The sequence below is a fragment of the Corynebacterium sp. HMSC073H12 genome (assembly GCF_001837775.1).
In the GTDB taxonomy this organism is placed as follows: Bacteria; Actinomycetota; Actinomycetes; order Mycobacteriales; family Mycobacteriaceae; genus Corynebacterium; species Corynebacterium amycolatum.
Genome location: NZ_KV834038.1, coordinates 124,021 through 148,121, shown reverse-complemented (window position 1 = coordinate 148,121; position 24,101 = coordinate 124,021). Strand labels below are relative to the sequence as shown.

Genomic DNA, 24,101 nt, shown 5'->3' with positions numbered 1-24,101 from the left:
CGCCAGAGCCGTTACCGGCTAACCCTTAATTGGAAGGAGATAACGAGTGTCCCTGTCCGCTGCAGAGGTGGCCGCTGTTGCGGCTCACCCGGAGTGGCTAGATGAGGCCGACCAACTCGCGCTTACTAAAAAGTCTCTGATTGCAGACTCCGCGCATCTACGCGGGCACTGTGGCGAGTTTGGTCGCGCGGTCATTGAAGTCGCAGCGGCTCGGCGTTCGGCGGTCAGCAAACTGCCAGGGGACTGGATCTTCTCTTCCGAAGCAGCGCAACAGGCCACGCCCTTTGTCGTCGCGCTGGCTCGCGCCCGTCGACTTGCACATCTCGGTGTCGAAGCAGTGGCCGATGTGACCTGCTCCATTGGTACTGAAGTGGCAGCGATTGACCACGAGGGCCTGACCGTTGTCGGGTCTGATCTCGACCTTGCACGGCTGGCCATGGCACGGCATAACGTCGGCAAGAGCATCTTCGCGCAGGCCGATGCTTTGCAACCGGCCTTTGACGCACCTGTCATTGTCGCTGACCCTGCCCGCCGTTCCGGTGGGCGTAGAATCACCAACCCGGAGGATTTGCTCCCGTCGCTGCCGGCGCTCATAGCCGCCTGGCCAGATAGAGAACTAGCTATCAAATGCGCGCCGGGGCTCGACTTCAGCGAGTGGAGCGGGGAAGTGGCTGTCACTTCGGTGGACGGTGCGGTCAAGGAGGCGTGTCTATATACGCCGGGGCTGGCCGGAGTTACCGATGGGCAATCAGTAATGCGGTCGGCGATGGTTGTCCACACCGTCGATAAGCACAGGCCGTTAGAGTTGTCGGCGGTGAACGTGCAGACATACGACGACACCATGCCTGACGACATCGACGTACGGGCGGCCGGTCGGTACATCATTGACCCGGACGGAGCAATTGTGCGCGCCGGGCTGGTGCGGCATTTTGCGGCGGCGCATGGGCTATGGCAGCTCGATGAGCGGATTGCACACGTCAGTGGCGATGTTTTGCCGCCGGGCATTGCCGGGTTTGAAGTTATTGAGCAAGTGAGTTTGAAGCAGGTTCGCAAGGCGCTGGCAGCGTTGGATTGCGGATCGGTGGAGATTCTCGTGCGTGGCGTAGACGTCAACCCCGACGCGTTGCGCAAGCAGTGGAAACTAAAAGGCTCCAGGGCATTGGCGGTGGTGGTCACCCGCATCGGGCGGAGCGCGACGGCGTTTATCTGTCAGCCCCGGAAGATCGGTTAAGGGCCGCTTTACGACGGAAAACTGGTGGGGGGTAGCCCATTGGGGATCAGTGTTTGCTCTTGGCGAATACTGCGGAGGCAGCTGCATTCGATTGCGTACTATTAACGTCTGACATGCAGAAATGGCGTGTTCGCGGGTGGGGTTCGCCCGTGGTGTAGAAAAAAATTTAAAAAAATAACGACATTGTTATCTGGATCACCTTCGCATTGGCGATAGGTTCTGTTATCTTCAACACAGACGACCTAGAGCGTGGCCTGGTTCACTTTATTGTGAGGTGGCTTGCGAAGTAAGGTCAGATAAACGTTCACCAGTAATCAACCAGTAAGGACGACAGAAAAATGCCGAACATTGTGGTTCTGGTCAAGCAGGTTCCGGACACCTGGTCCGAGCGTAAGCTCACCGATGACAAGTTTGTCCTCGATCGTGAGTCTGCAGACGCAGTTCTCGACGAGATTAATGAGAACGCTGTTGAGGCTGCCCTGCAGCTAAAGGAAGAGCACGGCGGAAACGTTACCGTCGCAACTGTAGGCCCGGATCGTGCCATCGAGGCACTGCGCAAGGCTCTGTCCATGGGCGCTGACGACGCCGTCATTCTTTCGGACGACGCACTTGAGGGCTCTGACGCAGTCCAGACTGCATGGGCTCTGTCCAACGTCATTGACACCCTCGAGGATGTTGACCTCATCATCACCGGTAACGCCTCCACTGACGGTGGCACCGGTTCCGTCCCGGCTGTCCTCGGTGTCTACCGCGACCTCCCGGTTCTGACTCACCTGCGCTCTGTGGCTATCGAGGGTGACTCCATCACCGGTGAGCGCGAGGTTGAAGACGGCATCTACCAGCTCAAGGCATCCCTGCCTGCAGTCGTCTCCGTCACTGAGAAGGCAAACAGCCCACGTTTCGCATCCTTCAAGGGCATCATGGCCGCTAAGAAGAAGCCGGTCACCGAGCTGACCCTGGACGATGTTGCTGCTGAGGCGGAGCAGGTTGGTCTCGAGAACGCTGCTACCGGCGTCACTGGCTCCACTCCGAAGCCGGCTAAGACCGCTGGTGAGCGCATTAACGATGAGGGTGACGGCGGCACCAAGCTGGCCGAGTACCTCAAGGCCCAGAAGTTCATCTAAGGCGCTTGACGCGAATAGAAGACTAATAGAGATACAAGTAGGAGAAAGATCACTATGACCGACGTCCTCGTTCTCGTCGAGCACGCAAATGGCGAGCTGAAGAACACCACCGCTGAACTGCTGACTGCTGCTTCCGCATTCGGCACCCCGGCTGCAGTTGTCGTGGGTACCCCGGGCACCGCTGCTGGCTTTGCAGACACCCTGGCTTCCTACGGCGCTGGCGAGATTCTCGCTGCTGAGTCCGACGATGCCGCTAAGTACCTGATCACCCCTGAGGTTGACGTTCTCGTCGGCCTGGCCTCCGAGCGTGAGGTTCCGGTGCTGGTTTCCGCTTCCGCAACCGGCAAGGAAATCGCTGGCCGCGTTGCAGCACTGACCGGTTCCGGTCTGCTGTCCGACGTTATTGCCATCAACGACGACGCTTCCGTTAAGTACTCCATCTTCGGTGGCGAGTACATCGTCGACGGTGTCGGCTACGGCGCATCCCCGGTCTACGCTCTGCGCCCGGGTTCCGTTGACCCGGAGGAGAAGTCCGGTTCCGCTGACGTTACCGAGATTGCATTCCCGGAGATTGGCAACAACGCTGTCGAGATTGTTTCCTTCGCACCGGCTGAGGGCGGCGACCGTCCGGAGCTGACCGAGGCTAAGCTGGTTGTTTCCGGTGGCCGCGGTGTCGCTTCGGAGGATGGCTTCAAGAACGTTGTGGAGCCGCTGGCAGACGTTCTCGGCGCGGCGGTTGGCGCATCTCGTGCCGCTGTTGACGCTGGCTACTACCCGGGTCAGTTCCAGGTCGGCCAGACCGGTAAGACCGTTTCCCCGGACCTCTACCTTGCTCTGGGTATCTCCGGTGCAATTCAGCACAAGGCTGGTATGCAGACCTCCAAGACCATCGTTGTGGTCAACAAGGACGAAGAGGCTCCGCTGTTCGAAATTGCTGACTTCGGTGTCGTCGGTGACCTGTTCGACGTTGTCCCGCAGGCTATCGAGAACCTGAAGTAATACGCACTTGTTGCAAGGCCGTAAGGCTGCTAGCAACTACCTGCTCGGGGTGGGCACAGATTTCCATGTCTGTTCCCGCCCCGAGCGTTTTTGTATGGGGCGGTTATTATTCGCCACTGATCTCACCCCATGTGGTGAGAGGACCTCGGTGATGGTGCGTAGTGAATTTTAGGCGTGCCCGGCGTTATACTGCCTGCATGTCTAATGACCGCAATGTAGCCGTTCCGCGTAAAAAGAGTGACGTGAAGTCTTCCGCGAAGCCACGCCACTTTGTGGATCATGCTGCGACTACGCCATTGCGTCCAGAAGCACGCACAGCGATGGTCGATAACCTAGATGTGGCCAACCCTTCGGGGCAGTACGCTACCGCTCGCGTTGCTAAGAAAGTTCTGGAGGAGTCTCGCGAGGAGATTGCGGAGCTGCTTGGTGCCGACCCCATCGAGGTAGTTTTTACCTCTGGTGGCACGGAGGCTGACAATCTGGCAGTTTCCGGTTTGTACTTCAAGGCGGCAGGTTCAGACATTGTGGTTCCGCCCATTGAACACGACGCCGTGTTGAAGACGTGTCGTCATTTGGAAAAGGAACACTGGGCTCGGATTGTCCCAGCCCCGGTGGATGCCTCTGGAAGAGTGGATTTAGAGGCCTTTCCCACGCTGGACAGGAGCTCCACTGCACTGGTCACTTGTATGTGGGCCAATAACGAAACGGGGGCTGTACAGCCAATCAGTGAAATTTCAGCACTCGCTAGAAAAGCGCGGGTTCCTTTCCATATTGACGCTGTGCAGGCCGCAGGTCATGTGCCCATCGATTTCCATGCCTCGGGTGCTGCGACGATGGCTATCTCAGCACATAAGTTTGGTGGACCTCGCGGTATCGGGGCGTTGTTAGTGCGTCGCGACATTACGCTTTGCCCACACAACAATGGTGGTGGACAGGAACGCGGTTTGCGGTCCGGTACTCAGGATGTCGCGTCGGCCGCGGGGATGGCGGCCGGTTTGCGCGCGGCGGTCTCGGACATGCAAGCCGAACATGACCGGGTTAAGAATCTCACTGAACAGCTGACTCATGCGATTGCCGGCATTGACGGTGCAATCGTGCACACAACTCAGCCGGCATTAGCGGGTCACGTATATGCCAGTTTCCCCGGTGCAGAAGCAGATAGCCTCATTATGCTTTTCGATGCCGCCGGTATTGATTGCTCGACTGGTTCGGCATGTAATGCGGGTGTTAATCGTCCTTCTCATGTGCTCTCTGCCATGGGCGTGGGCGAGCATGAGGCGCGTTCTGCTATCCGTTTTACCTTGGGGTGGACGTCGACACAGGATGATGTCGATGCAGTTATCGCAGCACTGCCCGAAACAGTGATGCGAGCACGCAAGGCCGGCATGGCGTAGTAGTTGTTTGGTCTCACGGGCGCGGGGCCACTACGGCGGATCACTACAGGTCCGCTCAACGATGGTACGGTGACACGAGCTTTCCAACAGTGGCAAAGCTAGGTGTACAGATCACAGAAAGGATTCACTATGCGTGTTTTGGCGGCTATGAGCGGTGGCGTCGATTCTTCGGTGGCAGCTGCTCGCGCATTGGCAGCAGGACACGAGGTTGTGGGTGTGCACTTAGCGCTGTCGAAGGATCCGCAGTCCGTCCGCGCGGGCTCACGAGGGTGCTGTTCCCTGGAAGACTCCGGTGATGCACGACGGGTATGTGATGAACTGGGAATTCCTTTCTATGTGTGGGATTTCTCCGAGCGCTTCAAAGAAGAAGTCATGGATGACTTCTACGACTCATACGAACGCGGCGAAACTCCCAACCCCTGTCTGCGCTGCAACGAACGGATTAAGTTCGCAGCCCTGTTGGAACGCGGTCTGGCGCTCGGCTTCGACGCGGTGGTGACTGGTCACTACGCTTTGCTTGGCGACGATGGTCTGTTGCGCCGTGGCCGCGATATGAAAAAGGATCAGTCCTACGTCCTTGGAGTGCTCGACCGTGAGCAACTCAACCACTCCCTTTTCCCGGTCGGCGATACCGAAAAGCCCGAGATCCGCGAAGAAGCGCGCGATATGGGGCTGGGCACGGCAAATAAGCCAGATTCTTACGATATTTGTTTCATTCCGGATGGGAATACCCAGGCTTTTCTGGGCGCTAAAATTGGGCGTCGGCCGGGCCTTATCGTTGATAAGGAGAGCGGCGATACCGTCGCTGAGCACGATGGTGTTTATGGGTTCACCATCGGCCAGCGCAAAGGCATTGGCCTGCCCGGGCCTATGGCTGACGGCAAGCCACGCTATGTCACTGGAATCGATGCGGATACCGCAACGGTGACCATTGGCACTGCCGAAGATCTGAAGGTCAATGTGCTGCAGGCGGACCGCGCTATTTGGTTGGTTGAGCCTTCGGAGGTTGTGGCAGCGGCTGAGGCAGGGAAACTGCAGGTGCAGGTGCGTGCGCACGGTCGACCTGTGGGCTGTACCATCGATGTGAAGGCCGGTCCCGAAGATGCTCTCACCGGCCGAGGTGGGTCTTTTGAGCTAAAGCTCTCCGAGCCGCTTCGCGGTATCGCTCCAGGCCAGGCGGCGGTGCTGTATCACGCTGATCCGGCTGGAGACTATGTGCTCGGTTCTGGCACGATTATTGCTACTGTTTAATCCCTCGTTATAGGAGACCGCGCTTTCCGTGACATCCTTTGTCGGCTTAGGCCCCATGCCGGGTACCAATCCCCGCGCGGCAGCAGAGATTATCATTGGCGAATGCCTCGATGGGCATGTAACACTGCCAACGCTTCCAGGGCGAGGCCTCGGTGCTGATTTAGTAGGCCGCACGGCTGTGCTCATGGCCGACCTAAACGTGGATAGGGGAGCGCGGAGCTGGAAGATAGCCGACAGAGCCGGCCGGCTTCAATCCCGGGCACGTGATTTTCTCGCCCGAGACATTGATGCCTGCGAAGAACTGTGGGAAACGGCGCCGCAGCTGGTTCGCCTGGTAGTAGCTGGTCCGTGGACTATGGCAGCTTCCGTGGAAACTGCCGGTGGCAGGTTAGTGGCAACAGACCCTGGCGCAGTTTCCTACTTCGCCGAATCTCTGGCTGCTGGCCTCATCGACCAGGCTGCCGATGTGCGACGTCGCTTTGATTGCGCCGTGGAAGTCCTTCTCGTTGAGCCGATGCTCAGTGCAGTTGCCAGCGGGACAGTGCACGCCCCTTCGATGATGCTTGGTGTCAACGGCTATCTCCCAGCTGTAGGTTCGCGTGAGATCGCCGAAGAGTACCGCCGTATCACGTCCGAATTGCTTAACGACGGAATTGAGACCGCAATCGCCGTGGAGAAAATTGAGGGTCTTGAGCTCAGCGCAATTGCAGACTCCGGTGTTACCGGGCTGTGGATTCCGCATACTGAACTCTCGACGAATCAGAACCTGGACTTTGTTGCTGCGGCGGTCGATAAGGGAATAGAGCTGCAGCTTGGCATCGTTCCCGTGCATGTAGCGGAGCGCGATGAATTTACCGGAGCAGCCATCGGTAGCTCTCCGCGTGGAGTAGCTGAGCAGGCTGCACGGTTGTGGGAGGAATTGGGGTATTCCCACCAGAACCGCGCAAGCAAGCTCTCCATTGCCCCTGTGTCGGGATTCGAACACAGCGACGTCGACGAAACTATTGCCCAGCTTCGCGCGGGGCGAGAAGCGGCTGAGTTGATGCGTCGCGCTGCGGGGGATTTGTAGCCCGAGTGGAGGCGGAGACCAATATCGCTTCCACGGCTTCTTCATGCCACGCAATGTAGGTATCCAACTGTTCGTCGTTAAGCGAAAGCGTCTCTACGGCGGTGACGGCAGAGTTGACGATGTTTTGAATCGTGCGTGCGACGAGATATCCCTGAGACTCTGCGAGGCTGTCGAGTTCCGTGATTGCGACGACGAGAATGTCGTGCAGTTCGGCGTGAATCGCACCGATTTCGCGCTGAGCATCGTGGTGAAAGTGGTAGGAAAAGACAGCCGTCCGCCAAGCGTGCTTCGAGTCGCTAGCCATGCAGATGTTGGCGCGGACGAATGCGCGAACTGCAGAAACAGGGTCTTTTGCCTCTTTCACCGACGTGGCGACGGAAGCTTTCCATTCGGGGAAGTCTCGCAGGACGAGCGCTGCAACCAGATCATCGACGGTGTTGTAGTAGCGATAAAAACTGGATCGAGCAATTCCGGCCTCCTTTGCGATCTCACCCACCTTAAGGGGTGCCTCGATGTCGCTAACTGTTTGACGTGCGAGCAGGCTGCTAGCGGCATCCATCAGCTTTTCATTGACTTGTCGACGGTGTTCGACAACGGTGGCTGCGGAAATTCTAGGCATGGCGAAATCCTTGGATTCTGAGAAAGAACGGAGCATTCGTTCCGCTGATTTTATAAGTCACGATGTTCTCATAATCTCAGGAACTGGAGATAATCCACAAGAAAAATGCAGATATCCACCTAGAAAGGACACCCGCGTCATGTATCGGCGATTCAACGCCGCTTTATTTGGCACAAAACGACGCATGTGGCTCACCATCGTTGTTTCGTTGCTGGTAGTGGGGCTTCTGTCAGCCATCGCGCCCTCCGTAGACGACGTTAAGACGAATTCCGGCGATGGTCCGTCGGAAACTGCTCAGTCTATGGAAGCGAAGAAGCGTCTCCAAGAGGCGTTTCCCACAGAACCAAATCTTCTGCCTGCCGTCGTAGTGTTGACGTCAGACTCTGCGAAGACCACTGAGAAGGCCGCGCACGATGTCCTCGCTGACCTGGCTGAGCGGGATGGCGGTTTTACGCGGGCACCGATTAGTCCCGTGTGTACCAGCCTGGAAAGCCAGGTGCTTCGTGACGGCAAGTGCATCCCGGGTTCACCGGAAGGAACCCGGAGCGAGGACGGAAAGACCGTAACCATCGTTGTTCCCATCGTGGGCGACGCTACAGAGAAGTCCTACCGCGATGACATTGATGCACTGCGCGAGGATATTGCCGCAATCGCTGATGATGCCGATAAAAACGGTAACGTGGAAACGCACCTCACCGGCCCAGCGGGCATCGTCACCGATACCGTCAAGGTCTTTTCCTCTGGTGACCGAGTGCTCATGCTCGGAACCATTCTTTTGGTACTGGTTATTCTGCTGCTGGTCTATCGCTCGCCAGTACTCGCCATCCTGCCACTGTTGGCCGTTGGCGTCGCAATGCGGCTGGCACAGAGCGTCGGCGCGTTGCTCGCAGATGCCGGTGCCATTGAGATCAGCTCGCAGACCGCATCGATTATGACAGTGTTGCTCTTCGGCGTCGGTACTGACTATGCACTGATTATCAATGCCCGCTACCGAGAAGCACTGGCTACCCAGCGAGAAAGGGGACAAGAGCTAGACCGTAATGCTGCCATGGTGGATGCAATGGGGCGTACTGGCGAGGTCCTCGCGAGCTCCGCAGGCACCATCATCCTGGCAATGATGGCGCTGCTGTTCACCAAGTCGCCAGCGTTGCAAGGCTTCGGTCCGTACCTCGCTATTGGTGTGGCCTCAATGGCCGTCGTCGCTGCCGTGTTCCTGCCGGCGTTGTTCATTGCGGTGGGCAAGGCTGCATTCTGGCCGGGCGGATATGACAAGGCACTCCAGCGGGTCGACTCGAAGATGTGGACGAAGGTCGCCAATACCGTCGATAAAAAGCCGAAGGCCGTTTTGGCCGCAGGACTGGCGCTGCTAATTGTGATGTCCCTGGGAGCCTTGAATTACAAGGAGTCTTTCAACTTCCTCACTGGCTTCCGCGTGGACACCGACTCGGCGGCAGGGCAGGAGATTGCTGCCCGCGATATTGGTGCGGGCGAAATCGCTCCGACTACCTTGCTTATCGAAGGCAAGGAGCTAAACCTGCCACAGGTGCAGCAAGCTGCTGAAGACGTGGCAAAGAAGGATTCTGCGGATATCGCCAGAATCAGCGTGACTTCCCGAGATGTCACCGATGACGGTGAGACAGCACGCATGACGGTTGTCCTCAACCAGGATCCATACGTCACAGAGTCCATGGAAGCTCTGGAACCCATCAGCAATGATGTGCGCGATGCGCTGAAGACAGCTGGCGCTTCCGCAGACACCGAAGTGACTGCCACGGGCGAAACCGCTGAGCTTAGCGACGTCCGCGCCGACCTCGATCGCGATATCAAGATGCTGGTACCAGTGATGATTGCCATCGTCGCAATCGTGCTGGCAGTGCTACTCAAATCCCTGCTGGCACCGCTGTACTTGGCGGCAACGCTGTTGCTGTCGTTTGCTGCCACGATGGGTCTGACTGTCCTCATTGCACTGAATATTCAGGGAGATGAGGGCATTGGTAACCGCGTGACTGCCTACATTCTGGTGTTCTTGATTGCGCTGGGGGTGGACTACACCATCTTTGTGATGAGCAGACTGCGGCAGGAGCTGAAGCACCACGATGTGCGTGCGGCAATGAAAATTGCTGTTGCCCGTACCGGTGGCGTGGTTTCTTCGGCGGGCCTGATTCTCGCGGCTACCTTCGCGGTACTCATGACTCAGCCAATCCGTGAGCTCTACCAGTTCGGTTTGGGCCTGGCACTTGGTATCTTGCTGGATACCTTCGTGGTTCGCCCTTTCATTGTCCCAGCCATTGTCCGACTGATTGGCGACAATGCACTGTGGCCGACAAAGCCGAGCAAGTTGCTCGCCGAATCAAAGGAACAGCCGCAGGAAGAAATAGTGTCAGCCGAACACTAGTGAGCAGTGGCTAACCAGCCCGTCCATGTGCAAGTACGGTGAGCCGACCTTACGCGTCAGTAACGTCGGTCGGCCATCCGAAAGTAAAGTCGGATACGTCACGGCCCTTATCCGCCAGATAGAGCTGCAGGTTCTTCTTGTACTGGTAGTACGCGACGGCCTGCAGCTCCATCAGCTCTTCTCCCGATTTTTCGGTTAGCTCCCGGTAGTGGCGCGCCATCACCCATGCGATGCGCGCGGCCGCCAGGGCATCTTCGGTGGCATCATGTGCCCCGTCCAGGCGTACCTGATAATGGCGGGAGACATCAGTCAAAGTGCGCTTTTCACGACGTTCCGGGTCGAAGTAATTATCCAGCACAAAGGGATCGACGACGAGGCCGTCAACAGTAAAACTGGGATCCTGCGAGCGCAGTACCGTCAGATCATAGGCCGCGTTATAGGCCACTACGGTCAGACCATCGCGCCAGGCAGCTTGAAGACCCGCAATGGTATCCGCTAGCACTTCATCATGCGGACGCCCCTCCGCGCGAGCTTTTTCAGTGGTGATGCCATGCACGTCAGACGCAGCTTGCGGAATTTCGACACCGGGATCAGCGAGCATGATGGTGGAATCTTTGCCCTGCTCAGTCAGCCGGACCAATGCGGAAGTGACAATCTTGCAGGTGCGAGGATCCGTGCCGGTAGTCTCCAGATCAAACGCGAGCATGCGTCGCGGATCGAAATTATGCATGTCTCAACTGTAGCGGAGAGCGCGGATTCTCTGACGTGACAGGAACGGATTAAGAGAATTTCAGTTCGACCGGCGCATCCGGGCAATGACATAGAATGAGCGACGTGACTTCCTCGACCGATGAGAACTCCGACCTGTCAACCTCCGATTTGTCTTCGTTTTCCAGCGCCCCCGCCTCCGAACCAGCGCCGGCGGACGTCCGGGAGAATTGGCAAGATCTAGCAACTCGCATTCGTGAAAACGCTGCGCTGTACTACACCGCACAGCCGGTTATCTCCGATGCTGAGTATGACGAGATGTTCCGTCAATTGCAGCACTTAGAGGAGAAGTGGCCCGACCTGGTGGTGCCGGACAGTCCCACCCAGCAGGTCGGCGCACAGGTCGAAGCGCCTGCCGACGGGGAAGTTTTCGAGCCCGTTGAGCACCTCGAGCGCCTCTACAGCTTGGACAATGTTTTCGATGAGCAGGAGTTGCGCGGCTGGCTGGCCCGCACCCCGGCCAGCACGTATCTGACCGAGCTGAAAATCGATGGCCTGTCAATCGATCTGGTCTATGAGAAAGGCCGCCTTGTCCGGGCGGCCACCCGCGGAGACGGCCGCGTGGGGGAGAACGTCACCGCTAATGCGCGCACCATCGAAGATATTCCGCATGAAATCAGCGGCGAGAGTATCCCCGACGTGCTCGAGGTACGTGGTGAAGTCTTTATCTCGTTGGAAGAGTTCGAACGCATCAACGCCGATCGCGTCGAAGCGGGTCAGAAACCGTTTGCCAACCCTCGTAACGCCGCCGCTGGTTCCCTGCGACAGAAGGACGTAGCAGAAGTGGCCAAGCGTCGCTTGTCCATGATTTGCCATGGAATTGGTCATATCGAGGGCTGGCGTCCACAGTCTCAGCACGAGGCCTACCGTGCTTTGGACGAGTGGGGTTTCCACGTGTCGCCGTATACAAAGCAGGTTCATTCCGCGGACGACGTCGTCAAGCAGATGCAGTACTGGGGCGAGCACCGCCACGATGCTATCCACGAGATGGACGGGCTTGTGGTCAAGGTTGACTCCCTTTCCGAGCAGCGCGCGCTGGGCGCGACCTCGCGGGCGCCGCGCTGGGCGATCGCGTATAAGTACCCGCCAGAAGAGGTCACGACAGACCTGCTGGACATTCGAGTCTCCATTGGCCGAACTGGTCGTGCGACGCCTTATGCCGTGATGAAGCCGGTCTTCGTGGCCGGGTCAACCGTCGAGATGGCGACGCTACACAACCCTTCCGAGGTGCACCGAAAGGGGGTGCTCATCGGGGACCGCGTGACCATCCGCAAGGCCGGTGACGTGATTCCAGAGGTGCTCGGCCCCGTGGCCGATCTCCGAGATGGCAGTGAGCGAAAGTACATTTACCCGACTCTCTGCCCCGAGTGCGGTACTCGTTTGGCTCCGGCAAAGGACAGCGATGCCGATTGGCGTTGCCCCAATACCCGCTACTGTCCAGGTCAGCTGCGTCGTCGAATTGAATTCCTCGCCTCCCGATCCGGGTTTGATATCGAAAACCTGGGGGAGAGGGGTGCTGCCGATTTAATTCATCGCGGCGTGCTTGACGACGAGTCCCGCCTCTTCGACCTCACCGAGGAAGATTTGCTCGGCACTGAGGTCTACACCACGGCTTCGCGCAAAACGCTGAATGCCAATGGTAAGAAGCTGTTGGCCAATATCGAGGCAGCCAAGGATAAAGAGCTGTGGCGTGTATTGGTCAGTCTGTCTATTCGCCATGTGGGCCCGACGGTGGCGCGGACCTTGGCGCAGAAGTTCGGCTCGATGGAGGCGCTGCGCGCTGCGAGCCGCGAAGAGATTTCGGCCATCGACGGTATCGGCGAGATTATCGGCGATTCCGTGGCTGACTGGTTCGAAGTGGACTGGCACCGCGAGGTTGTCGAGCGCTGGGAAGCTGCGGGTGTGCGCATGGCCGATGAGGTCACCAATCGCCCAGATCAGGTGCTAGAGGGATTGACCGTGGTAGTCACCGGCTCTTTGGAAGACTTCACACGCGATAGCGCGAAGGAGGCCATTATCTCCCGTGGTGGTAAGGCCGCGGGGTCGGTGTCGAAGAAGACCGACTACGTGGTGGTTGGCGAAAACGCCGGCTCCAAGGCCACAAAGGCCGAGGAACTGGGCTTGCCCATCCTCGATGAGGATGGGTTCAAGCGGTTGCTGGAAACTGGTCAGGCCTAAATCTTGGTCTCTTCCAGCTTCCAGACCTCATTGGCGTAATCGCGGATGGTGCGGTCGGAGGAGAAGCGACCCGAACGGATGATGTTCAGGAAGCACTTCTTGGCCCACGCCAGCTCGTCGCGGTAGTCCTCCGCCATGCGGTCGCGGGTTTCGCGGTAGTCAGCGAAGTCGCCGAGGACGTAGTAGACATCGGCCGGCTCGTACCCGTTGGACTCCAGTAGCGAGAAGTGCAGGTCGTGGAACATTCCGCTGCCACCGTCAGCAAAAGTGCCGTCGATAAGCGAATCGACAGCGCGCTTGAGCCCCGGCACCGTTTCGTAAGTTCCACGCGGGCTGTAGGTGCGGCGTAGCTCCGGCAGTTCCTCTTCCAGCGCACCGAAGATGTAGGCGTTCTCTTCGCCGGCGGCGTCGACGATTTCGACGTTTGCGCCGTCCATGGTGCCCAGCGTCAGTGCGCCGTTCATCATGAACTTCATGTTCGAGGTACCCGAAGCCTCCTTACCGGCAGTGGAAATCTGCTCGGAGATGTCGGTGGCTGGGATGATGTGCTCTGCCGGGGTGACGTTGTAGTTCTCAACGAAGGCGACCTGCAGGCGACCGTCCATGTCCGGATCGTTGTTGACCTTGTCCGCGATAGCGTTGATGAACTTAATGATGGCCTTCGCGCGAACGTAGCCTGGGGCGGCCTTGGCACCGAAGATGAACACGCGCGGTGGCACGTCCAGCGCTGGGTCTTCCTTGATGCGGTAGTAGAGATCCAGGATGTAGAGCGCGTTGAGAAGCTGGCGCTTGTACTCGTGCAGACGCTTAATCTGGGTATCGAAGATGGCGTCCGGGTTCACCGAAATACCCTGGCGGTGCTCCAGCCAGGTGGCGAAGTCCTTCTTGTTCTCGTGCTTGATGTCGAGAATCTCACGCAACACGGCCTCGTCGTCAGCAAACTTTTCGAGCTCAGTGAGCTTGTCCAGGTCGGTGACCCAGGCATCCGAACCCGACAGGCGAGTCAGCAGTGCGGACAGACGCGGATTGCACTGGTTGAGCCAGCGGCGCGGGGTGACTCCGTTGGTCTTGTTGTTGAAGCGCTCCGGCCAGATATCGTGCCAGTCCTTCAACGTTTCGCGCTTAATGATTTCCGTGTGCAGGGCAGCCACACCGTTGATGGAGTACGCGGCGTAGCAGGCGATCCACGCCATGTGGATGCGGCCGTGGGAAATCGGCGCCATGTAGTCAATCTTGCCCTGGTCGAAGCCGCGCTCCGCCAGATCTTCGCGGAAGCGGCGGTCGATCTCACGGGTGATCTCCAGAACGCGGCCGAAGAGACGGTCAAAAATGGAGTATTCCCAGGTCTCCAACGCTTCTGCCAGAACGGTGTGGTTGGTGTAGGCGAAGGTGTTGGACACGACGTTCCAGGCGTCGTCCCAGCTCATATCGTGCTCATCCAGGAGCAGACGCATCAGCTCTGGGATCGCGAGCACCGGGTGGGTGTCATTGAGCTGAATGGAGTTGTACTTGTGGAAATCGCGCAGGTCCTCGCCGTGATTCTCGATGTAAGAATCAATCATCGTCTGCAGCGAAGCCGAGACGAAGAAGTACTGCTGGCGAACGCGCAGCACCTTGCCGTCATAAGTCGAGTCATTCGGGTAGAGCACGCGGCACAGGTCATGGACGCGTTCGCGTTCGACAATGGCGTCGGTGAAACGCTGCGAGTTGAAGGCGTCATAGTCGAACTCACGCATTGGCTCCGAGTGCCACAGGCGCAGCGTGCCGACGTTATCGGTGCCGTAGCCGGTAATTGGCATGTCATATGGAACAGCGCGCACGACCAGGTCATCAAAGGTGACAATCTTGGACAGTTCCTCGCGACGAATGACGAAGGGGTAGCCCTCTTCCATCCACGGATCCGGGTGCTCATCCTGGAAACCATCTTCGAAGGTCTGCTTGAACAGGCCGTAGCGGTAGAGGATGCCATAACCGGTCACCGGCAGATTCTGCGTGGCACAGGAATCCAGGAAGCAGGCGGCCAGACGACCCAGGCCACCGTTACCGAGAGCCGCGTCGTGTTCGGCCTCGAGCACGTCTGTCAGATTCTTGCCGTACTTTTCCACCGCAGCGGAGGCCTCATCCACCAGGCCTGCATTGAGCAGGTTGTTCAGCAGGGCGCGACCCATGAGGAACTCCGCGGAGAAGTAGTGCTGCTGGCGGGTAGCAGCGTATGCCTCCGTGGTGCGCTGCCAGTTGTCCGCTAGGTCATCGACAACAACCCGTGACAGACCGGACCAGAATTCCATCTCAGTGGACGACTGGGGGACACGGCCGGATTCGGCACGAATGTGGGATCCGACGAGGTCACTCAAGTTCGACATCAAAGAAGCTCCTTATTGACTGGTATCATTTCCAGACTTTACCGCTAAGCGTGAATCACTGCGCTCCATAGGGGCGGAGCCATAGGGTGAGAGCTTCGAGCAGAAGGGGGCAGCCCGCAGAAGGGAGCAGCCCACTAGTCGCTGCTAGTCGATAATCGCCCCGACAATCGTGCCAATACGTCCCAAGTGCTCAACCTCACTTGGAAGGAAGTCCGGCCCGCCGGGCCGGCCAATAACGAGAACCAGACCCTCGCCCATTGGAGTAGCGGCAATGGATGAGTCCATAACCGTCCAGTCCTCCGGGAGCCACGTTTCTTCGTCCGGATCCAGGTTTCGCGGCGAGTTAATCGGGGCTTCCGGCAGAGTCCGGCCGTTATCCTCTGGAGCAGCGGTAGAGGAAGCGCGACGTACCCACCGGCCATCGCTCTGTTCGCCGAGGACGATAGCCCAGCCGGCAGTCATAGTCTGAGGCAGGCCGTCGACGACATCTCCGAGGGCACGATCCAAGTTCTTCGTGTGCTGTGAGAACTTGGCCAGCAGCGCAATCTGTCCGCGGCGGTCGACCGAGCCGGAAAAAGGCCTAATTGAATCGACTTCCACTCCGCTAATGGACTGAGCCGCCGTAATCAGTGTGTCTGGTAGCAGGCCCATGGGCAGATCAACCACGATGTCGTCGACAACAACGCCATTAGCGCCGTAATCTACGACATCGACACTGCGAATATCACCTTCTACTTCGCCCAGGGCAGCCGCGACGTAGCCAAGTGCGCCTGGTTCGTCGGGAAGCTGGATGCGAAGTAGGTAACTCATGGCTGTGTGCACAACCTTTCGAATAATTGATAGTGATTCTTGCGGTGTAACTATAGAAGTAGTGATTTAGGCTACAGGGTAAACCTTTGAAATGTAAGACCCTGCGGACAACTGCTTGGCGACAACGACTACTGTTGGCAAGTACAGCCCGCTCGCGCGGTTCAAAATCAGTTTCAACTAAACTTCTGTGCACTAGCTTCGTACGAAGAAATGAAAGGGGTACTAGCGTGCCAGCTATCTCACGCGATGAGGTCGCACACCTAGCGCGATTGTCCCGTCTGGCTCTGACTGACGCGGAACTCGACGAGTTCGCCGGTCAGATCGACGGCATTATTAACCACGTCCAGGCCGTTCAAAAGGTGGCTGCGGATGATGTGGAACCGATGAGTCACCCCTCTTCGCTGTCCGGTGTGATGCGCGAGGACGTCGTCAAGCCGACGCTGACTGCGGAGCAGGCGCTGGACCAGGCGCCGTCGCAGGACCGCCAGCGCTTTGAAGTTCCCCAGATTCTCGGCGAGTAGGAGTACGTGGAAGAAATGACTGCAGCTAACCCGAATCTGCATGCCGCTGTTGCTGAGGACCCGATTCTGGGGCTGAGCGCTTTCGAGCTCGCACAGAAGATTCACGCTCGTGAGCTGACCTCGGTAGAGGTCACCCAGGCGTTCCTCGACCGTATCGCGGCAATTGATGAGGACATTCACGCATTCCTGCACGTCGGTGCCGAAGAGGCCCTGGCTGCAGCTCGCAAGGTCGATGAGTCGCTGGATGCTGGCGAGGAGCCAGCCTCCGCGCTGGCCGGTGTTCCGCTGGCGCTGAAGGATGTCTTCACTACCACCGATGCGCCTACCACCTGCGCTTCCAAGATGCTCGAGGGTTACATGAGCCCTTACGACGCAACGGTTACTGCCAAGCTGCGTGCAGCTGGCATCCCAATCCTGGGTAAGACCAACATGGATGAGTTCGCCATGGGCTCGTCGACTGAAAACTCCGCTTACGGCCCGACTCACAACCCGTGGGATGTTGAGCGCACCGCAGGCGGTTCCGGCGGTGGCTCTTCTGCGGCGCTGGCCTCCGGTATGGCTCCGCTGGCTATCGGTACTGACACCGGTGGCTCGATTCGTCAGCCAGCAGCTCTGACCGCAACGGTCGGTGTGAAGCCGACCTATGGTACGGTATCCCGCTACGGCCTGGTCGCTTGTGCCTCCTCGTTGGACCAGGGTGGGCCGACCGCGCGAACCGTTCTGGACACCGCGCTGCTGCACGAAATCATTGCTGGTCACGACGAGAATGACTCGACTTCCACGGAGCAGCCGATTGCTGATGTGGTTGCTGCCGCCAAGGAAGGTGCTACCGGTGACCTCACGGGGGTTAAGGTCGGCATCGTCAAGCAGTTCGACCGCACCGAGGGGTACCAGGCCGGCGTACTGGACAGCTTCCACGAGGCCGTCGACAAGCTTAAGGAAGCTGGCGCAGAGGTGGTCGAGGTCGATTGCCCGAACTTCGACCACGCACTGAGCGCGTACTACCTGATTCTGCCGTGTGAGGTCAGCTCCAACCTGGCTCGTTTCGACGGCATGCGTTACGGCCAGCGTGTTGGTGATGACGGTTCGCACTCGGCCGATGAGGTCATGGCTATGACCCGTGCCGCTGGTTTCGGCGATGAGGTTAAGCGACGCATCATCATCGGTACCTACGCGCTATCGGTCGGTTACTACGACGCCTACTACATCCAGGCACAGCGCGTCCGTACCCTGATTCAGCAGGACTTCGAGCGGGCCTTCGAACAGGTGGATGTCCTGATCTCGCCGACCACTCCGACCACTGCGTTCAAGTTGGGCGAGAAGGTTGACGACCCGCTGAGCATGTACATGTTCGACCTGTGTACGCTGCCACTCAACCTGGCCGGCATGTGTGGCATGTCCGTGCCGTCGGGCCTGGCTGAAGACTCCGGCCTGCCGGTAGGCCTGCAGATTATGGCTCCGCGCCACGGTGATGATCGTCTGTACAAAGTCGGCGCTGCCTACGAAAAGGTTCGCGGCTCGATTGCATAAAAGCGCTCAATAAGCGTTAGTCGGTTTTCTTCAACCGCTGTTTTCTCACTGAAGTGGGAGAGCGGCGGTTGTTGTCATGCCGGGGGAAGTTTCATACATGCGCAGGAACGCAAACATGGAGAGAGTCAGAATTAAAAACCCACCGCGATTAATGCCTTGGATCTATGGGCTGGTCATTGTCATAGCCATTGCCGTCAGTCTGGTCGCTGCGGTGGTCTTCGGCTCGGCGGATATCACCTGGTCCACCACGACACAGGTCATTTCGCATCACATCTTCGGCACTGAGCTCGATGAATCTGTGCCCGCCAGTTCGGACACCATCATCTGGAACCTCCGCGCTCCCCGGGGAATTCTCGCAGCGATTGTAGGGGCGGGGCTAGCTGTCTCCGGTGTGGCTATGCAGACATTGGTCCGTAACCCGTTGGCAGACCCGTATCTGCTAGGTATTTCCGCCGGCGCCGGCGCCGGTGCGACCGCGGTGATCATCTTTGGTGCTTTCTCCGGTAGCCCCATCGCGCCGCTGACATTCGGCGCACTCCTCGGTGCAGCCATGGCGACCCTCGCAGTCGGTGCTTTCGCCACTGCAGGCGGTGGGCTGACTCCGCTGCGCTTGGTGCTCTCTGGCGTTGTGCTCTCCGCTGCGTTTTCCGCGCTGAGTAGCTTCATGGTCTTCGCTGGGCCAGACCCGAGGGCCGCGCAGTCCGTGATGTTTTGGATGCTGGGCTCTGTTGCCGGTGCGACATGGGTGAAGACACTCTTCCCGCTCGTCGTCCTCATCGCAGTCCTGTTGTTTTTCCTGGTCAAAGCCCGTCATCTGGATGCGCTGGCAACTGGTGAGAGCACCGCAGCGGCCGTAGGTATTGACGTTTCTCGGCTACGCACACAGGTATTTGTGCTCCAGGCTGTCCTCGTTGGCACGCTTGTTGCGGTCTCGGGCGGCATCGGGTTTGTCGGCCTGGTGATTCCACACTTGACCCGCATCTTGGTAGGGGCCACGCACCGCGTTGTCCTACCGGTTGCTGCACTCATGGGTGGACTGTTTCTCATCTGGGTGGACATCATCGCGCGCGTAGTGGGCGGAAGCCAGGAAATGCCGCTGGGAGTAGTCACGGGATTGGTTGGTGCACCACTTTTCCTCTACCTCATGAGCCGCTCGCACTACAGCTACGGAGGTGCCGAGTAAATGAGCGCCCCACAAAAATCTGTACTCGCCGCTAAAGATGTGCGCTGTGATATCGCTGGGCGCACCATTGTCAGCGGAGTCAACCTCAACTTCGGTGCAGAACCCATGACCGCCATCATTGGTGTTAACGGCGCGGGCAAATCTACGTTGCTGCGTGCGCTCGGTGGAATCACGAAACCGGCCACGGGCGAGGTTGAGATTAACGGCAAATCAATGAGCTCAATAAGCTCGAAGCACCGCGCCCGCGATCTGGCTTTCGTCGCGCAAAACGAGGTTCCACCCGCCGAAATGCGCGTGCGCGACTTTGTCTCCCTCGGTCGCTTGCCCTACCAGCGCCTTTTTGGTGGCAACACTGCCGAGGACAATTCCCACGTCGACCGTGCGCTGGAGCTCGTGGGGTTGGAAGCGGTTGCGCAACGCCTGTGTGGGCAACTCTCGGGTGGGCAACGTCGTCGCGTATGTTTGGCGCGCGCCATCGCCCAGGACTCGCCGATTATGCTTCTCGACGAGCCCACTAACCACCTCGACGTGCGCCATCAACAATCCGTCCTCCGACTGGCCCGCTCCAGCGGAGCGTGTGTCATTGCCGCGATCCACGACTTGGACCTGGTAATGAACCACTTCGACCGCGTCATCGTGGTCGCGGACGGCGGTATCGCGGCCGACGGCATTCCCGCAGAAGTGCTTACCCGCGACTTTGTCGCCCAAATCTTTCAGGTTGAATCCTGTCAGCTCAATTCCCCCTCTGGCCGCCGCCACCTCGCAATCGATAGCGAGCTGGATGCTGCCACCATCAACTAGGAGTACTCCCTTGAATAACGCACATGCTTTCCGACGTCCCCTGCGTGCCTCAGCAGCTGGTATCGCTGTGGCTGCACTGGCATTCGGAGCCGCCGCCTGTGGCTCTGATGAGGGAACGCAGGCCTCGTCGTCAGGCCTTACCCTCACCAACTGCGGTAAAGAAGTCAGCTACCCGGGTGTAGCTAAAAAGCTGCTGATTAATGACGGCAATATTGCTTCGCTGGCGCTGGCTGTCGGTGCTGCGGATGAGATCACAGCGGTGAGCTCTATGGCCTCGCATCTGCCGGTGTTGACCGCAGCTTATGGTGATGCAATTGCGCAGAAGCCAGAAGTTGCGAAGGAATACCCGAATCTGGAGCAGGTCATTGCGGCCGAACCGGATGTGATGCTGGCGGGCTGGGGCTATGGCTTTAGTGAAGACAAGGGCATTACCCCGGAATCGCTTTCCGAGCACGGTATCGGTGCCTACACCCTGACGGAATCTTGCCGCACTGGTGACGCAGCCTCGGCGGGCAAGGAAGGCAGTGGCGACCCGGGGCACACTCGTGGTCTGGTGGATCCGTGGGAAGCTGTCAAAATTGATTTGAAGAATATCGCTACCTTGACCGGACACGACGGTGAGGGCGACAAGGTTATTGCAGATATTGATAACCGACTGCAAGCCCTGGATGCCGCGCCAAAGGGAGATAAGAAGCCAGTGGGCTTCCTCTTTGATTCTGTCGGTGAAGCACCATTTACCTCGGGTTCCTTTGGCGCACCGCAGGGCATCCTGGAAAAGGCCGGTGCAATCAATGCGGCCGAGTCGATTAAGGACACTTGGACTACGACCTCCTGGGAGCATGTCGCGGAGATGAATCCTGACTTCATCGCGCTGGTGGACTACCCGGGCCAGACCTTCGAAGAGAAAATCAAGGTTCTGCGCACTAACCCGGCAACGAAGGATCTCGAGGCGGTCAAGGAGAACCGCTTTATTAACCTGCCGATTGCATTGTGGACGGAGTCTCCGCTGAACGTCGATGCCGCAGAGTACGTGCGCAAGGCGCTCGAGGAATATGGTCTTCTGCCGGCGTCGGAGGTGACGACGAAGATGGAGCTACCGTCTGAGCTACCAGGGCAGGAGTACCTGCAGAAGTAGTTTCGACCAAGGCCGTCAAGCACGAACTGACTAACGCGACTAAGGTAGGCATCATGCGAATTGCGACCCTTACTTCCGGTGGAGATTGCCCCGGTCTGAATGCCGTTATCCGTGCAATTGTCCGTACCAGCTCGAGCGAGTACGGCTCAACCGTCGTCGGTTTTGAGGACGGTTGGATTGGTCTTATGGAAGACCGTAGGGTTCAGCTTTACGACGATGAGCGGATTGACCGCATGCTGCTGCGTGGTGGCACGATGCTGGGCACCGGCCGCGTGCATCCGGACATTCTCATGTCTAACCTCGACCGCATCAAGGAAAATCTCGCTGATGCGGGCATCGATGCCCTGATCCCAATCGGTGGCGAGGGCACGCTGAAGGCCGGCAAGTGGCTTTCGGACAATGGGGTGCCGGTCGTCGGTGTTCCGAAGACTATTGATAATGACGTCAACGGTACGGACTACACCTTCGGTTTCGACACGGCTGTGGCTGTTGCCACCGACGCGGTTGACCGTCTGCACACCACTGCGGAATCCCACCAGCGCGTGATGATCGTTGAGGTCATGGGTCGACACGTGGGCTGGATTGCTTTGCATGCGGGTATGGCCGGCGGTGCTCACCACATTGTCATTCCGGAAAAGCCATTCGACATCAACGAGATTGTGAAGTCGATGGAGCGCCGTTTCCAGATGGGTGAGAAGTACGGCATTATCGTCGTCGCTGAGGGCGCCACCCCGAAGCCGGGCACCATGGAGTACGAAGAGGGCGGTGTTGACCAGTTCGGCCACCAAACCTTCAACGGCATTGGTCAGGTTATTGGTGCGGAGATTAAGAAGCGCACCGGGTACGACGTTCGCACCACGGTTCTGGGCCACATTCAGCGTGGCGGTACGCCGACTGCGTACGACCGCGTGCTGGCTACCCGCTACGGTATCCATGCGACCCGTGCAGTACACGAGGGGGACTTCGGCAAGATCGTCGCTCTGCACGGTGAGAACATCGAGCGTATCGACATCGACGATGCGGTTGCTGAGTTGAAGGTTGTGCCGGATGGCCGTTACCGTGCCGCTGCTGCGCTGTTTGGTTAAACGCGTCGGTTAAGCACGCGTTGCTAAACATTTAGGCACATCTTCGTAACAAAATAGGCATACTGCCCGAGCTGGTGCATCAATCACCAGCTCGGGCAGTATGCTTTATAAGGTTCCGGTTTTTGAAAAATAGACTTATATTTAGGATTTTCTCGTTATGTGGAAAAGAGCCACAACAATCGCGATGGCCTTTGTCGGCCTAACTGTCGGTGCCGGATTCGCATCCGGCCAGGAAATGATGCAGTACTTCGTGGCATTTGGCACTAACGGCTTGTGGGGCGTTGTACTCGCTTCCGTCGTGATGATTGCCAGTGGTTTGGCGGTACTGTCAATTGCCAGTTACTTGCAGGCTGATGAGCACTCCGAGGTCTTCGACGTAATCACCCGCAATTGGGTTTCGAAGATTCTGGACATCGCCGTGATGATCACGCTGTTCTGTACCGGCTTCGTCATGTTCGCCGGTGCCGGTGCGAACCTGAATCAGCAATTCGGACTTGAGGTGTGGATCGGCGCCGTCATCATGGTTGCCCTGACTTTGGGTGTCGGCATGCTGGACGCCGACAAGGTCAGCCGCGTGATTGGCATGATCACTCCATTCATTATCGTGTTCCTGCTCGGAGCCGGTATCTACACTTTGTTCACCACCGATACTTCGATGTCGGAGGCCGCGCAGTACACCACTGAACTGTCGACCTCGCTGCCGCACTGGTCTGTTTCTGCCCTGAACTATGTTGGTTTCTGCGTGATGGTGGCCGTATCGATGTCCATCGTCATTGGCGGTAGCTACCTGAACCCGCGTGAAGCTGGCATCGGTGGTCTCATGGGCGGCACCATTTACGCAGGTCTGCTGACGTTGGTGACCTTTGCCCTCTTCTTCAAGGTCGAGTCCGTTGGCCACGAGGATATGCCGACTCTGGCAATTGTCAATGAAATCCACCCGGTTCTGGGTACGGTGATGGCGATCATTATCTACGCGATGATCTTCAACACCGCCATCGGCATGTTTTACGCGCTGGGTCGCCGTCTGACGCGCAATACCCCGCACCGCTTCCGCCTGGTATTCATCGTGACGGTGCTGATTGGTTTTGGCCTGAGCTTTTTCGGATTCAAGGCCCTGGTTGGCTCCATCTACCCGGCTCTTGGCTACGTCGGTATCGCTCTTATCGTGATTCTGTGTGGTGCGTACTTGGCTGGACGTAACAAGCTGATGGAGGAGTCGAAGCGTCGCGGCCGTATCCGTAAGCTCGCACGCCGGAAGATGCATCCGAACAAGAAGTTCACCACCGCCGATCAGAAGAAGCTCGACCGCGCTTTGGCCAACTCCAACATTTCCAACGTCGATCTTCAGGAAAGCGTTCGCGACGACATCGTCGAGGAACTGGTTAGCGACGATAATGTTGAATTCACTGAGGATGATGCCGAGCGCATCGTAGAAAAGGATAATGAGCGCCTGGAGAAGCTCTCCGAAATTGAAGAAGCCTCCGATGATGACAATCCTCGCGAGACCGCGAAAGACTCCTTCCCAGGCGAGACCACGGCTACTGCGCCGAAGAAGCTTGCCGGACAGACTAAGAACGCATTGAAGCGTGTGGCTCGCCCTAAGCCGAAGAAAGAAAAGTAACTAGCGCGACTAGGCAGCTCGAAA

The 24,101-nt window shown here is 58.1% G+C and carries 19 protein-coding genes; 15 read left to right on the top strand and 4 right to left on the bottom strand.

Translation table 11 applies throughout. The features are described 5' to 3' along the window. The first annotated feature begins 46 nt into the window (after positions 1–46). From HMPREF2708_RS07360 to HMPREF2708_RS07335, 6 genes are all read left to right on the top strand, one after another. Positions 47–1,231, top strand: a complete 1,185-nt coding sequence (locus HMPREF2708_RS07360) for a THUMP-like domain-containing protein (RefSeq protein ID WP_070833705.1) — start codon at positions 47–49, stop codon at positions 1,229–1,231. A gap of 338 nt (positions 1,232–1,569) precedes the next feature. Further along, on the top strand, positions 1,570–2,355 hold the full coding sequence (locus tag HMPREF2708_RS07355) for an electron transfer flavoprotein subunit beta/FixA family protein (RefSeq protein ID WP_070833704.1): 786 nt from the start codon (positions 1,570–1,572) through the stop codon (positions 2,353–2,355). Positions 2,356–2,409: 54 nt separating this feature from the next. Further along, complete coding sequence (locus HMPREF2708_RS07350; protein ID WP_070833703.1) at positions 2,410–3,354, top strand: electron transfer flavoprotein subunit alpha/FixB family protein; 945 nt, start codon at positions 2,410–2,412, stop codon at positions 3,352–3,354. 197 nt (positions 3,355–3,551) lie between these two features. Next, a complete protein-coding gene (locus HMPREF2708_RS07345; protein ID WP_141762932.1) occupies positions 3,552–4,748 on the top strand; it encodes a cysteine desulfurase family protein in 1,197 nt (398 codons plus the stop codon). A gap of 129 nt (positions 4,749–4,877) precedes the next feature. After that, positions 4,878–5,999, top strand: a complete 1,122-nt coding sequence (gene mnmA / locus HMPREF2708_RS07340) for a tRNA 2-thiouridine(34) synthase MnmA (RefSeq protein ID WP_070833702.1) — start codon at positions 4,878–4,880, stop codon at positions 5,997–5,999. A 28-nt stretch (positions 6,000–6,027) separates the two neighbouring features. Next, complete coding sequence (locus tag HMPREF2708_RS07335; RefSeq protein WP_070833701.1) at positions 6,028–7,068, top strand: uroporphyrinogen decarboxylase/cobalamine-independent methonine synthase family protein; 1,041 nt, start codon at positions 6,028–6,030, stop codon at positions 7,066–7,068. On the opposite strand, the gene HMPREF2708_RS07330 is transcribed toward HMPREF2708_RS07335, so the two are convergent. Further along, on the bottom strand, positions 7,001–7,687 hold the full coding sequence (locus HMPREF2708_RS07330; RefSeq protein ID WP_168168107.1) for a TetR/AcrR family transcriptional regulator: 687 nt from the start codon (positions 7,685–7,687) through the stop codon (positions 7,001–7,003). The genes HMPREF2708_RS07335 and HMPREF2708_RS07330 overlap by 68 nt on opposite strands. A 184-nt stretch (positions 7,688–7,871) precedes the next feature. On the opposite strand from HMPREF2708_RS07330, the gene HMPREF2708_RS07325 reads away from it, so the two are divergent. Further along, complete coding sequence (locus HMPREF2708_RS07325; protein WP_246840376.1) at positions 7,872–10,082, top strand: MMPL family transporter; 2,211 nt, start codon at positions 7,872–7,874, stop codon at positions 10,080–10,082. A gap of 49 nt (positions 10,083–10,131) precedes the next feature. Here the strand turns inward: HMPREF2708_RS07325 and HMPREF2708_RS07320 are convergent, their stop codons facing one another. Next, entirely contained in the window at positions 10,132–10,812 is a 681-nt protein-coding gene (locus HMPREF2708_RS07320) for a 3'-5' exonuclease (protein WP_070833698.1), read from the bottom strand. Between the two features lie 95 nt (positions 10,813–10,907). Between HMPREF2708_RS07320 and ligA the strand changes: the two genes are divergently transcribed. Further along, a complete protein-coding gene (ligA, locus tag HMPREF2708_RS07315) occupies positions 10,908–13,028 on the top strand; it encodes an NAD-dependent DNA ligase LigA (RefSeq protein WP_141762931.1) in 2,121 nt (706 codons plus the stop codon). Here the strand turns inward: ligA and HMPREF2708_RS07310 are convergent. Together HMPREF2708_RS07310 and HMPREF2708_RS07305 are read right to left on the bottom strand one after the other, a co-directional pair. After that, the gene (locus tag HMPREF2708_RS07310; protein ID WP_070833697.1) at positions 13,025–15,391 is read right to left on the bottom strand and encodes a glycogen/starch/alpha-glucan phosphorylase; all 2,367 of its coding nucleotides are present in this window, start codon (positions 15,389–15,391) and stop codon (positions 13,025–13,027) included. The genes ligA and HMPREF2708_RS07310 overlap by 4 nt on opposite strands. Before the next feature lie 144 nt (positions 15,392–15,535). Then, the gene (locus HMPREF2708_RS07305; RefSeq protein WP_070833696.1) at positions 15,536–16,201 is read right to left on the bottom strand and encodes an ACT domain-containing protein; all 666 of its coding nucleotides are present in this window, start codon (positions 16,199–16,201) and stop codon (positions 15,536–15,538) included. Positions 16,202–16,428: 227 nt separating this feature from the next. Between HMPREF2708_RS07305 and gatC the strand changes: the two genes are divergently transcribed. From gatC to HMPREF2708_RS07270, 7 genes are all read left to right on the top strand, one after another. Beyond that, positions 16,429–16,722, top strand: coding sequence for an Asp-tRNA(Asn)/Glu-tRNA(Gln) amidotransferase subunit GatC (gatC, locus tag HMPREF2708_RS07300; RefSeq protein ID WP_005509328.1), 294 nt, complete (start codon positions 16,429–16,431; stop codon positions 16,720–16,722). A gap of 15 nt (positions 16,723–16,737) precedes the next feature. Next, positions 16,738–18,252: an Asp-tRNA(Asn)/Glu-tRNA(Gln) amidotransferase subunit GatA gene (gatA, locus tag HMPREF2708_RS07295; protein ID WP_070833695.1), complete on the top strand. Its 1,515-nt coding sequence runs from the start codon at positions 16,738–16,740 to the stop codon at positions 18,250–18,252. Positions 18,253–18,367: 115 nt separating this feature from the next. After that, entirely contained in the window at positions 18,368–19,435 is a 1,068-nt protein-coding gene (locus HMPREF2708_RS07290) for a FecCD family ABC transporter permease (protein ID WP_083321893.1), read from the top strand. After that, on the top strand, positions 19,436–20,236 hold the full coding sequence (locus tag HMPREF2708_RS07285; RefSeq protein WP_070833693.1) for an ABC transporter ATP-binding protein: 801 nt from the start codon (positions 19,436–19,438) through the stop codon (positions 20,234–20,236). 10 nt (positions 20,237–20,246) lie between these two features. Further along, entirely contained in the window at positions 20,247–21,371 is a 1,125-nt protein-coding gene (locus tag HMPREF2708_RS07280; protein ID WP_070833692.1) for an ABC transporter substrate-binding protein, read from the top strand. 53 nt (positions 21,372–21,424) lie between these two features. Beyond that, a complete protein-coding gene (locus HMPREF2708_RS07275; RefSeq protein WP_070833691.1) occupies positions 21,425–22,456 on the top strand; it encodes an ATP-dependent 6-phosphofructokinase in 1,032 nt (343 codons plus the stop codon). 157 nt (positions 22,457–22,613) lie between these two features. Further along, positions 22,614–24,077, top strand: a complete 1,464-nt coding sequence (locus tag HMPREF2708_RS07270) for a YkvI family membrane protein (protein WP_070833690.1) — start codon at positions 22,614–22,616, stop codon at positions 24,075–24,077. Positions 24,078–24,101: the final 24 nt, after the last annotated feature.